Genomic DNA, 12,769 nt, shown 5'->3' on the forward strand with positions numbered 1-12,769 from the left:
GTTTACACCGCGCCGCTAGTTTTTCCGCACTAGGCAGATCCACAGATATCGACCGGTACGGAAATGGCAAACCCTTTCATCGCAGTCGTCCGATTCATGAAGAAGCCCGTCGCCCTCGGAGCCGCCGGCTTGATCGGCGTGATCGTCGGCGTGGTCGGATGGGGGGCCTTCAACACCGCCATGGAAGCGACCTCTAGTTTAGAGTTCTGTACGTCTTGTCACGAGATGAGAGACAATGTCTTTCAGGAGTACAAGAAGACGATCCATTACTCGAACCCCGCCGGCGTCCGCGCGGTCTGTTCGGACTGCCACGTGCCGAAAGATTGGACCCACAAGATCATTCGCAAGGTCCAGGCTTCCAAGGAGGTCTGGGGCAAGATCACCGGCGTGATTGATACGCCGGAAAAATTCGAGAGCAAGCGCCTCGAACTCGCCAAACACGAGTGGGCGCGCATGAAGGCGTCCGACAGCCGGGAGTGCCGCAACTGCCACTCCTTCGAGGCGATGGATTTCACCCATCAGCGGCCGAAAGCCTCCAAGCAAATGCAGAAGGCCTTCAAGGAAGGCGGCACTTGCATCGACTGTCACAAGGGCATCGCGCATAAGTTGCCGGATATGTCGGGCGGCTTCCGCTCCAAGATGAAGGACCTCAAAGCCGCGGGCCTGAAGGACGGCGGCAAAGCAGAGAAGAGCTTTGCGCTCACCACCTCGCCGGCCTGGGGCGATCTCGACAAGGCCGCCGCCGGCGGTTCGGGTGAAGGACGCATCCTGCCGGCCGCGCCCGTCACCGTGCTGAAGCTCTCGGGCGATCTGGCTCAAGTCCGCATCGATGGTTGGCAGCAGGCCGGCGCCGAGCGGCTGATCGTCGCGCTGCCCGGCAAGCGGATCATGCTCGCGGCGGTCTCTGCGGCGCTTGCTGAGACCGCGCAAGTGAAGTCGACCCGCCACGACGACGAGACCGACCTCGATTGGAAAGAGGCCTCGATCGTGCTGTGGATGCCGAAGGCCAATCTCACCGCCGACCAAAAAGCGCTGTGGGCCTACGGCGCGGAAATGTTCGACGCGTCCTGCGGCGCCTGTCATTCGCCGGCTCCTCCCGGCCATTTCCCGGCAAACCAGTGGGTCGGCATCGTCAACGATATGAAGGCCAACACCTCGCTCGAGGAAGACGAAGTGCGCTTCCTGCAGGCCTACCTTCAGAACCATGCCCAGGACGTGGCGGGCGGTCACTGACCGAAGTGTTGCCGCGTGGCGTGTTCGCCACGCGGCCAGGGGGCTCTCTCCCGGAGATCATTCGATGAAGTTCAAATCCGCCGATCCGTTTCAGTCCGCCGATTGCTTTGCCGAACTCGCCCGCCTGTTCGGCGCGCCGCTCGATGAGGTCGAGATCGCCGCGCTGTTCGAACGCGGACGCTTCGACGCGCTGCAGGCGCTGGACTGCGACCCGCGGCACGCGGTCGATCTGCGCGCCGCCATCGCTGCGGTGAAGTCGGCCGGCGATGCGGCGGCTGCGACGTCGCGGCTCAACAGCGTGTTCTGCCGGCTTTTCCTCGGCCTCGGCCCGACCCCGGAGACGCTGCCGATCGAATCGGCGCATCGCGGCGAGGGCCGACTGTTCCAGGAGCCGGCCGCGGTGATGAGCGAAATGCTGACCGCCCACGGGCTCTGCCTGACCGAAAACTGCGCCGAGCCGCCGGATCACCTCGCCGTCGAACTGTCGCTGCTCGAGCAGTTCATCCGGCTGGAGGCAAGCCTCGTCGATCTCGACGAGCGGCCCGCGATCGCGTCGCTGCGCCGACGCCTCGCCGAATGGACGCCGGGCTTCGCCGAGGCCGTAACCTTGCACGATCCGACCGGCTTCTACGCCGCGCTCGCCCGCATCCTGGTTCGTCTGCTCGATGACGTCGCCCTCGATACTGTTTCCGCCTGAGCCGGAGCTCATCATGACCGCGCTTTCCCGTTTCGCGCGCGACGCGCGGCGCCCCCCGAATTTGTTCGGCCGCACCTGACGGCCCGTTTCACTCCAAGGAGTTGCAAGATGTCCCAGCCTGCCACCCACGCTCTCTCCCGCCGTCGCTTCCTCACCGCGGCAAGTACGCTTGCCGCCTCGTCGGCGTTGTCGCCGCTGTTCGGCATCAACCTCGCGAGCGCTGCGACGCCCGATGGCGAGATTTTGAGTTGTTCGAATTTCGGTGCGTTCTGGGCCAAGGTGCAGGCCGGCCGGGTGGTCGGAGTGAGGCCGTGGGAGGGCGATCCCCACCCGATCGCGACCATCGAGGGCGCCGTCGACCTCGCTTATTCGCCCTCGCGCATCCGCTATCCGATGGTGCGGCGGTCGTGGCTCGAAAAAGGCCCCGGCGCCGAACCCGAGACCCGCGGCCGCGATGACTTCGTCCGGGTGTCCTGGGACAAGGCGCTCGACCTCGTCGCCGCCGAGATCAAGCGCTGCGCCGCGATGGGACCGTGGTCGATCTACACCGGCTCCTATGGCTGGGGCCATTTCGGCCGGCTGTTCAACTCGCAGACCGGCCTGCGCCGGCTCTTCAACCTGATGGGCGGTTCGGTCGGCTCGTCGTCGAACTACTCCAAGGCCGGCCTCGAGGCGATCATGCCCTACGTGCTCGGCCAGATCGACGCCGAGGGCCCGCAGACCTCGCACCAGACCATCCTCGAGAACACCGACCTCATCGTGTTCTGGGCCTGCGATCCGCTCAAGGACAATCACATCTCCACCAACGTGCCGGATCACGGCGAATACGGCTGGTTCGAGGCGATGAAGAAGGCCGGCAAGAAGGCGATCTTCATTGATCCGATTAAGACCGAGGGATGCAAACTCCTCAACGGCGAATGGCTGCCGGTGCGGCCGCATTCCGACGTGGCGCTCGCGCTCGGCATCGCCCATGTGCTGATCACCGAGAACCTCGCCGACAAGAAATTCCTCGCCGACTACACCACCGGCTGGGAGGTCTTTTTCGACTACGTGACCGGCAAGCCTGACGGCACGCCGAAGACGCCGGAATGGGCGGCGGAAAAGACCGAGATCCCGGCCGAGACCATCCGCGAGCTCGCCCGTCGCTTCGCCAAGGGCCGCACCATGCTGGTCTCCGGCTGGACGCCGCAGCGCCAGCAGCACGGCGAGCAGTTCCCGTGGGTCTTCGTCACGCTTGCGGCGATGATCGGCCAGATCGGCTTGCCCGGCGGCGGCTTCAGCCAGCGCTACCATCTCGACAATGCCGGCGCGCCGCAGGCCGATAGCCCGGCGCTGTCGACCACCATGCAGGCCGGCAAACGCAAGGAGACGATGCCCTGGCCGAAGGAGAAGGGCGCCGAGACGATTCCCGTCGCCCGCATCGTCGACATGCTGATGAACCCCGGCAAACCCTACGAGCACAACGGCAAGACCTTCATCTATCCCGACGTCAAGATGACCTATTGGGTGGGCGGCAATCCGCTGCATCACCATCAGGACCGCAACCGTCAGGTCGCGGCCTGGAAGAAGTTCGACACCGTCATCGTGCAGGACTTCCAGTGGACCGCCTCGGCGCGCTTCGCCGATATCGTGCTGCCGGCGGCGACCGGGCTCGAGCGCGAAGACATCGAGGGGCTCGGCGTCGTCACCCGCAAGGCGTACTTCGCCGTGCGCAAGGTGATCGAGCCGCTGTACGAGGCGAAGTCGGACTACGTCATCTTCCAGATGCTCGCCGAGAAGCTCGGCATTGAGCCGGAGTTTTCCGACGGCAAGACCGAACTGGACCGGGTCAAGCAGGTCTATGCCGCGGCCTTGGAGCAGGCCACGGCCAAGAAGATTCCGATGCCGGATTTCGATGCGTTCTGGAAAGCCGGCATCGTCGAATTCGCCACCCCGGAGAAGAACGTGCGGCGGACCAAGTACGCGCAATTCCGCGAGGATCCGCTGCTCAATCCATTGCCGACGCCGTCCGGCAAGATCGAGATCTTCTCCAAGACCATCGCGAAGTTCGGCTATGACGACTGCCCGCCGCACGCCACCTGGCTCGAGCCGGTCGAATGGCTCGGAGCCAAGGAGAAGAAGTACCCGCTGCACGTCAATTCGAACCATCCGGACTACCGGCTGCATTCGCAGTTGAACGGCACCAAGGTGCGGGCGATCTATGCCGCCGCGGGGCGCGAGCCTTGCACGATCAACACCCGCGACGCCGCCGCGCGCGGCATCAAGGCCGGCGATGTGGTGCGCGTGTTCAACGATCGCGGCCAGTGTCTCGCCGGGGCCGTCGTCTCCGACGATATCCGCCCCGGCGTGATCCAGCTGCAGGAAGGCGGCTGGTACGATCCGGTGAAGGCCAACGAGCCGAACGCGCTGTGCAAATACGGCGACGTCAACGTGCTGACGCTCGACATCCCGACCTCACGGCTCGCGATGGCCACCTCGGCGCATACCTGCATGGCCGACGTCGAGCTGTTCAAGGGCGAGCTGCCCAAGGTGTCGGTGTTCGACCAGCCGAAAAACGGTTGATCCCAATCTGTTTCCGGGAGCGGTTTGCCGCTCCCGGCCGCCCGATTGTGGAGGTGAGACCATGTCCATTGCCGGTCATCCCGGTTCGGTCCGGCTGAAGCGCTTGTTGGCTGTCGTGGTGCTCGGCTCGGCCCTTGGCCTCGCGGCCGTGCCTCCGGCCGAGGCGGCGCGGCTGCGGCTCCGGGCGACGATGGAGCGTTACTCCGGCAATCCGGCCTATCTCGCCGTCTATGTGACCGACGCCAAGGGGCACTTCATGGCGACGGTGCAGATCTTCGGCGACAAGGTTCAATACTATCCGCATCTGTCGCATTGGATGCGCGCGGTCGGTCCGCAGAGCGTGGCGCTCGACGGCATCACCGGGGCGTCCGTCGGCTCCGGACGCGGGCTCGACGTCAGCGTTGAAGTCGCCGACGCCCTGATCGGTGCCGGCCTTCAGCTCCGCGTCGATGCGGCGGCGGAGAACATCGCCGACGATCCCGCCGAAATCATCATCCCGCTCGAACCAGCCGCCGCCGGTCGCGATGCGACCGGACGCGGCCTCATCGCGCGGTTTCGCTTCGACATGTAACCCGGGGGATCGCAGATGCCGGCGCGTCGATATCACCTCTGGCTCGGCTGCCTCGCCGGTCCCTTTTTGGTGGTGCTCGCCGTCACCGGCGTCCTGCTTGCGGTCGATGCTCTGCGGGCGCACGCGACCCAACCAGCCGCGGCGCCCGCCGGGCTCAGCGTCGCCGACCTCGCTGCGGGCCTTGCACGCCACGGCACACTCGAACGGCTGGCGGTGACGCCCATGGGCACGATCGTCGCACAATTCGCGACGCCGCGCCGTCGCGCCACGATCGACCCGGCCGATCTCTCGCTTCGCCCGGTCGCCGAGGCGGGCGACACCATCCGGACCGTGACCGAGATCCACCGCACGCTGATGACCGGCGACCCCGGTCGCCTCATCCTGGCGCTCGCCACCTTCGCCGGCCTGCTGCTCGCCGCAACCGGCCTCGCACGGATCTGGCGTGGCGAACGCGGCGGCGGGGCGCTGCGGCGGCTGCATCGCAGCCTCGGCCTGACCTTCGCGCTGCCGTTTGTCGTGTCCGCGGCGACCGGGCTCGGGCTTGCCGCCGCCGCCATGTTTCCCGTCGACGGCGTGCGCCCGGCGTTTCCGTCCGCCTTCGCCGAGGGCGACCGGCTGCCGGTCGGCGCGGTCGCGGCGCTCGCGGCAGTGGCGGTCGGCGATCTCGAAGAACTGGTGCTGCCGCGCGCCGACGATGCCGATGACGGTTATTTTCTGGCGACCGCCGATCGCTTCGCCTGGATCGATCCGGTGAGCGGTCGTGTTGCGGCGGCGAGCGAGCGCCCGGTGATGCATCGGCTGACGGCCGCAATCCTGCGCTTGCACGCCGGGCGCAGCATGACGGCGCTGGCTATCATCTTCGGTCTCGCCGCCGCCGCAGTGGCGTTGCTCGGACTGACCGGCCTCGCTGCCGGCGGGATCGCGATCCGGCGACGACGGCCCGTCGTCAGCGGCGCCGCGGCCAAGGCTGATACTATCATTCTCGTCGGCAGCCAGGGCGGCACCACCTGGGGCTTCGCCGAGCGGCTGGCGGCGCGGCTGACCGAGGCCGGCCACCGCGTCGATCTCGCGGCGATGAACAGCCTTGCCTCGGACTATCCGACAGCCGAGCGGCTCATCGTGCTCACCGCGACCCACGGCGTCGGCGAGCCGCCGGGCTCCGCCGATCGGTTTCTCGCGCGGCTGCCGCAGGCGATCCTGCCACCGGCCTTCGCCGTGCTCGGATTTGGCGACCGCGAGGCCAAAGCCTTCTGCGGCTTTGCCGAAGCGGTCGACGCTGCATTGCTGGCCACGGGCGCCAAGCCGATGCTGCCGCTGGCGCGGATCCATCGCCGCTCCGAACCGGACTATGCCGCCTGGGTCGAGCGGCTGCTTGCCGCGCTCGGTCACGCGCGCGAGGCCGTTGCTCCGACCGATCGTCCGGTGCCGGCGCCGCTGGTCAGAGGATCGCTGACGCGCCGCGTCGTCTCCGGAAAGGCGATGGGCTCGCGGTGGTCGGTGACGCTTTGGGCGCCGGAGCATCGCGACTTGTCCGATCTTGTGGCGGGGCTTGCAGCCCGGATCGCCGCGATCGAAACATCGATGTCCCGCTTCCGCGACGACTCCGAGGTTTCTGCCTTCGACCGGGCGCCGTGCGATGCGTGGCAATCGGTGTCGCGCGATCTGGCTGAAGTCCTTGCCGTCGGTCTCGACATCGGGCGTCGCTCGGGCGGGGCGTTCGACGTCGGGCTCGCCGCCGAGGTAGCAGCCCGTGGTTTCGGCGCGGGATGGAGCGGCAGCGGCGTCGCGCGGGATCGGATCGTTCCAGCGCATGAGACGATCGAGCTCGATCTCGGCGCTCGGCGGATCCGCAAGCGCGCCGCCGTCTCGCTCGATCTCGCCGGCATCGCCAAGGGCTGGGCGGTCGACGAACTGTCCCGTCTCGTCGCCGAGGCCGGCTTTCCGTCGCATCTGGTGGCGCTCGACGGCGAACTTCGCGCCGGCGCCGTGCAGCCCGACGGCCGGCCGTGGGCGATCGGCCTCGAGGCGCCCGCGATCGGCCGCCGTGCCGTGATCGGCCACATCGACCTGATCGAGCGATCGGTCGCGACCTCCGGCAACAATCGCCGCTGCGATGCGAACGGCGGCCACACCATCGATCCGGCGACCGGGCGCTCCGTCGCCGCTGCGCCGGCCTCGGTGAGCGTGCTCGGCTCGACCTGCATCGTGGCCGACGCCTGGGCGACGGCGCTCATGGTGCGCGGCCGTGATGGCCTCGCCGCAGCGCGGGCCGCCGGCGTCGAAGCCCTGTTCGTGGCGCGTGAGCCGCTGGCGATGCCGCCGACGGCGCGTGCTGCGCGGTGGCTCGGCGCGCAGCTCTCAAATCACAGGAGGTGCCGCGACGCACAGCCATGATCGTCGGACCACGACGATCTTCGCGACAATCAGCCGGACGCGCCCGCGGGCATCATCCGGACCAGAGATGAACCACAGGCCTGGCCGGTCGAGCGACCGGCGGGCGACGAAAGGACCAGCAATGTCGATCACACGTAGTACGTTTATCCGCAGTATCATTCCCGGCGCGGTCGGACTGGCGATGTTTCCCCACCTCGCGCGCGGCGCCTCCGGCTCCGGCGGCGTCGTCGACGGCCGCGTGCTTGTGAACACCTCGATCGGCCCGATGTTCTTGGTGAAGAAGGGCGGCAAGGTCGTCGGCGTCGAGCAACTGAAGCAGGACGGCGAACCCTGGAAGCTGCTCGGCGACATGCCGGACCGGCTCTACAACAAGGCGCGCGTCAAGGCGCCGATGATCCGCCGCGAATTCCTGAAAAATCGCGAGAAGAGCGATCGGACCGACCGCGGCAGCCGCGACTTCGTCGAGGTGAGCTGGGACGACGCGTTGAAGATCGTCAGCGAGGAAATGCAGCGGATCAAGACCAAATTCGGCAACGCCTCGCTGCACCGCGGCAAGAGCTCCTGGGCCTCGAACCACGCGCATTTCTATCGCACCGAGGCGCTGCTGCAGCGCTTCCTCAACGGCTTCGGCGGGTCGTCGACCTTCTTCGGCAACTACTCGAACCAAGCCATCTCGGAGATCCTGCCGGCGGTTGCCTGGTCGAGTCCGGCCGCAGCGAGCGACTGGCCGGTGATCCATCAGAACGCCAAACTGATGGTGCTGTGGGGCTGCAATCCGGTGGCCACCACCCGCATCCTGTCCGGCCGCTACGCCACGCACGCCTGGTACGAGGCGAAGAAGCGCGGCATCGAGATCATCGCGATCGACCCGATGAAGTCGGAGACCGTGAAGGAGCTCGGCTGCGAATGGCTGCCGATCCGGCCCAACACCGACGTCGCGCTGGCGCTCGGCCTGATGCACACGCTGCTCACCGAGAACCTCCAAGACAAGGCGTTCATCGAGGGCTACACCAAGGGTTTCAAGGATTTCGAGCCCTATCTCACCGGCGCCAAGGACGGCACGCCGAAGACCGCCGAGTGGGCTTCGGGCATCACCGGCATTCCGGCCGACACGATCCGCGGTCTCGCCCGCAAGATGGCGGGCACCCGCACCACCATTGCCGGAGGCTGGTCGACCCAACGCCAGCATCACGGCGAGCAGGCCCCTTGGGCCTTGGTCGCGCTTGGCGCCATGCTCGGCCAGATGGGACTTCCCGGCGGCGGTGTGAGCTTCGGCCTGCACTATGCCGACGGCGGATATCCGCGGCCCACCATGCCGGTGGTCGGCGGCATCTCGCCCGGTACCAATGCGGTGCCGAATCCGTTCCCGATCGCCTGCCTGTCGGACGCTTACTTGAACCCGGGCAAGACCATCGAGTGCAAAGGGCGCAAGATCACCTATCCGGACATTCGTCTCGTCTATACTTCGGGCGGCAACCAGCTCACCCATCATCAAGACACCAATCGGGTGATCGAAGCCTTCCGCAAGCCGGAGGTGGTGATCGTCCAGGATCCCTGGTGGAGCCCGAGCGCCCGCTTCGCCGATATCGTGCTGCCGGCTTCGAGCGATCTGGAGCGCAACGACCTCGGCCAAACGCTCAACCTGATCACTGCCGCGCATGCGGCCGTCGATCCGCTGTTCAAGTCGCGTACCGACTACGACATCTTGACCGAACTCGCCGACCGGCTCGGCCACCGCCAGGCCTTCACCGAGGGACGCAGCGAGATGGAGTGGGTGCAGTTCTTCTATGACGCGGCCAAGGCGCAGTCGAAGGCGGTGAAGATGCCTGACTTCGACGAGTTCTGGGCCGGCGAGGGGATCGTCGAATTCCCTGCAGGCAAAGGCGAATTCGTGCATCTGGCCGACTTCCGCAACGATCCGCTGCTGCAGCCGCTGTCGACCGCCTCCGGCCTCATCGAGTTCGTCTCTCCTTACGTCGGCAAGCTCGGCTACGATGACTGCCCGGCGCATCCGACCTGGATCGAGCCGGTGGAATGGAAAGGCAGCAAAGGGGCGGACAAGTTCCCGCTGCAGCTGATCTCTCCCCACCCGCCGCTGCGTCTGCATTCGCAGATGTGCAACACCGAGACGCGCAAGAGCTACACCGTCGCCGACCGCGAACCCGTCGTCATCAACGCCGAGGACGCGGCGAAAAGGGGCATCAAGAGCGGCGATATCGTCCGGCTGTTCAACGACCGCGGCCAAACGCTTGCCGGTGCGATCGTTACGCCCGACATCCTCCAAGGCACGATCTGCCTGCACGAGGGCGGTTGGTACGACCCGGCCAAGCCAGGGGAAAAGGGAGCTCTCGACAAATACGGCTCGCCGAACCTGCTGACCCTCGACGTGCCGCTCTCCTCGCGCTTTGCCCAGGCAACGATTTCCGGCACGGCGATTTGCGACGTGGAGAAGTGGAAGGGCGAGGCCCTGCCGGTGACCGCGTTCGACGCCGTCGGCTGATCGGACCATCGCTACCGCGCCCTGGGGAGAACATCCCCAGGGCGTCGCGGCGGCGCTTGGTTAGCCCCGAGCGTAGCGGCATCGACCACGAATTGAGCTTGCGCCTGAGGCTCAGGCGCACGGGCGGCTTCACGATAGTGTCATAGCGCTCAATTACCGATCTCGCGAACTGGAGCGGCGCCGTCGTTTCAGGATGGATCGGGTCGCGCGGCGTCGTCGGCGGTCTTGTCCACGGAATCCGCGGGTTGTGGGATCCAGTCGCCTGTTCAGTTTCGTAGCGGGGAAGCGTGCGTGCAATCGGATCGGCTTGGCCGCAGGCGGTTCGCCTCCGGGGTTTCGCTGGCGATGGGGCTGACGGCGGCGCATTTTTCTCCTGCCTACGTCCAACAGGCTTCGGCGCAGCAACCGCGTCACGAGATCAGGTTCGATATCCCCTCGCAATCCCTCGCCGATGCGCTGGTGGTCTATGCCAGGAGCACCGGCCTGGAAATTCTGGCTGACGACGGCGTCGTCTCGGGCCGTCGGTCCACCGCGGTCAGCGGCGAGTTGAACCCGACGATCGCCTTGCGTCGGATGCTGGCCGAGACCGGGCTCGAGATTCACTATCTCGATCGCGGCGCCGTCACCCTGCTGCCGTCCCGCGGCCCCGGCGGCGAGCCGGGGGAGCGCGCAACAGATCGCTATGCGTCGTTTTCGGCGGCGCTGCAGGTCGCGCTGGTGCGGGCGATGTGCGGATATGACGGCGGCCGCGCCGCGGCCTCCCGCGTCGCCGCGCAGCTCTGGATCGCGCTTGACGGCAGCATCGAGCGGTCCTTGTTGCTCGACAGCACCGGCGATCGTCGGCGCGACGCGGCGATCTTGGCGCAACTCGAAACGCTCACGGTTGGTCAGGCGCGGCCCGCGGATTTGCCGCAGCCTGCGACCGTGATCCTGGCGTCGCGGTCGTCGCAGGACAATGCCGGCTGCAGGCCGGTCAGGCGCGCGGGCGTCGCGCCATGACCGAAACCAGTTGGGGAGCGCTGCGCGATCTGCTGGTCGATCGCTATGATGAGCTGAGGGCGCGGCTGGCGCGGCGGTTGCGTTCGGCGGATCTTGCCAACGACATCTTGCAGGAGACCTGGCTGCGGCTGGCGCGCGGCGGCAGCGCCGGCGTGCTGCGCAGTCCGGAGGCCTATCTGTTTCGAATGGCGCTCAACGTCGCCGCCAACGAGCGGGAGTCGCAGAAACGACGCCTGGCCTATTCGGAGGTCGATCCTCTGATGAAATTCGAAGACGACGAACTCGACCCGGAACGCTTCGCCGCGGCCCGCTCGGAGATTGGCGCATTGGCCCAGGCGCTCGACGAACTGCCGCCACGCCGGCGGGCGATTTTTATGATGGCCCGTATCGACGGGCTGCCGCATCGCGAAATCGGCGAGCGGACCGGCCTTTCGGTGCGCATGGTCGATCGGGAATTGCGCAAGGCACTGGCGCATTGCGGACAGCGGCTCGACCGGAAAGTCGTCAGAATTTTCGGTCCCAGAGAATTAGAAGAGTAGTCATGATCGCTCCTGTGCTGATTCGTAATCCGGGACGTCTCCGCTGATGAATGGAGATCTTGCCGAGACCGCCACCGCTGCGGACGCCGTTTCGCGTGAGGCGCAGGCGTGGGTCTCGCGGCTGACTTCGGGAGAGGCCACCACTGCAGACCTCGCGCAGTTCGAGCGCTGGCGCTCGTCAAGTGCTACGCATCGCCGGGCCTTTCGCGAAGCCAAGCTGTTGTGGAACGTGATGGGTCCGGCGGCCGAACTGTCGCGGGCCCGCTCCGCCGCCGCGGGCATCGCCAGCCATCGATCGCAAACCCTGCTCGGGCGCCGAGCCTTGCTCGGCGGTGCGATGGCGGCTTCGCTGGCCGGCGTCGCGATCGTGGTGGCGCAGCCGCCGCTCGGATTGTGGCCGTCTTTGACCGAAGCGATGTCCGACTATCGCACCGCCAAGGGTGAGATCCGCGAGATCCGCGTTGCCGACGTCGCGCTGGAATTGAACACCCAGACCAGCATCGCGCTGCGTCCGCCATCCGCGGACACCGACCTGATCGAACTGATTGCCGGCGAAGCGGCGGTGGCGACCGAGCGGAATTCGAGGCGCTACGTCTCGGTGCTCGCCGGTGGCGCGCGCGCGACCGCAAGGAATGCCGCGTTCAACGTCCGTCGCACCGCGGCGTCCGGATGCATCAGCTGCAAGACCGGAGAGGTCGTCGTCGCGCATGGCGGAGCCGAGGTGACGCTGCAGTCGCAACAGCAGGTCAGTTATGACGGACAGGGGCTGCAGCCGGTGGTCGCTACCGACCTCGCCGTCGTCACCGCATGGCAGCAGGGCATGCTGGTGTTTCGCAGCGATCCGTTGTCCCGGGTGATCGATGAAGTCAATCGCTACCGGCCGGGACGCATCGTGGTGATGAATGAAGAATTGGGGCGCCGCCAGGTGTTCGCCAATTTCCGCATCGACCGGCTCGACGAGGTGGTGCCGCGGCTGCAGGCGGCGTTCGGGATCCGGGTGCGGTCGCTGCCGGGCGGGATCGTTTTGCTGAGCTGAGTCCATGCGACAGCCGTGTGACATCGGACTACGCTAACGCTGAAATAAATCAACTTCCGACGTGTCAGTCTCGGGCCATCCCGTTGGTCAACTCAGTGAGACGGTGCCGTCGATCGTGGGCACGCGGCCCATGATCACCGCCGACAACTGATGCGTAGAGGTTCCTGATGTCCTTGCCCCTGACCGCTGTTCGCTCTGCAACGCGGTATTCCGCGCGCGGCCTTCGTCGCGCATCGCT

The 12,769-nt window shown here is 66.7% G+C and carries 9 protein-coding genes; all 9 read left to right on the forward strand.

Annotation, left to right across the window (positions count from 1 at the left end):
* Positions 1 to 96 precede the first annotated feature (96 nt).
* Complete coding sequence (locus HNR60_RS24345) at positions 97 to 1,233, forward strand: NapC/NirT family cytochrome c (RefSeq protein WP_283810648.1); 1,137 nt, start codon at positions 97 to 99, stop codon at positions 1,231 to 1,233.
* 64 nt (positions 1,234 to 1,297) lie between these two features.
* The gene (locus HNR60_RS15015) at positions 1,298 to 1,930 is read left to right on the forward strand and encodes a TorD/DmsD family molecular chaperone (RefSeq protein WP_184258856.1); all 633 of its coding nucleotides are present in this window, start codon (positions 1,298 to 1,300) and stop codon (positions 1,928 to 1,930) included.
* A gap of 108 nt (positions 1,931 to 2,038) precedes the next feature.
* Positions 2,039 to 4,492, forward strand: coding sequence for a molybdopterin guanine dinucleotide-containing S/N-oxide reductase (locus HNR60_RS15020; RefSeq protein WP_184258858.1), 2,454 nt, complete (start codon positions 2,039 to 2,041; stop codon positions 4,490 to 4,492).
* 61 nt (positions 4,493 to 4,553) lie between these two features.
* A complete protein-coding gene (locus HNR60_RS15025; RefSeq protein ID WP_184258860.1) occupies positions 4,554 to 5,063 on the forward strand; it encodes a DUF2271 domain-containing protein in 510 nt (169 codons plus the stop codon).
* Positions 5,064 to 5,078: 15 nt separating this feature from the next.
* Positions 5,079 to 7,457 (forward strand): FAD:protein FMN transferase, encoded by a 2,379-nt coding sequence (locus HNR60_RS15030; protein WP_184258863.1) that lies wholly within the window; start codon positions 5,079 to 5,081, stop codon positions 7,455 to 7,457.
* 121 nt (positions 7,458 to 7,578) lie between these two features.
* A complete protein-coding gene (locus HNR60_RS15035) occupies positions 7,579 to 9,957 on the forward strand; it encodes a molybdopterin-dependent oxidoreductase (RefSeq protein ID WP_184258865.1) in 2,379 nt (792 codons plus the stop codon).
* Between the two features lie 291 nt (positions 9,958 to 10,248).
* A complete protein-coding gene (locus tag HNR60_RS15040; RefSeq protein WP_184258867.1) occupies positions 10,249 to 10,956 on the forward strand; it encodes an STN domain-containing protein in 708 nt (235 codons plus the stop codon).
* Positions 10,953 to 11,495 (forward strand): RNA polymerase sigma factor, encoded by a 543-nt coding sequence (locus HNR60_RS15045; RefSeq protein WP_184258869.1) that lies wholly within the window; start codon positions 10,953 to 10,955, stop codon positions 11,493 to 11,495. Before HNR60_RS15040 ends, HNR60_RS15045 begins: the two co-directional genes overlap by 4 nt.
* A gap of 46 nt (positions 11,496 to 11,541) precedes the next feature.
* A complete protein-coding gene (locus HNR60_RS15050) occupies positions 11,542 to 12,531 on the forward strand; it encodes a FecR family protein (RefSeq protein WP_184258871.1) in 990 nt (329 codons plus the stop codon).
* Positions 12,532 to 12,769 lie beyond the last annotated feature (238 nt).

It is taken from the genome of Rhodopseudomonas rhenobacensis, from assembly GCF_014203125.1.
In the GTDB taxonomy this organism is placed as follows: domain Bacteria; phylum Pseudomonadota; class Alphaproteobacteria; order Rhizobiales; family Xanthobacteraceae; genus Rhodopseudomonas_A; species Rhodopseudomonas_A rhenobacensis.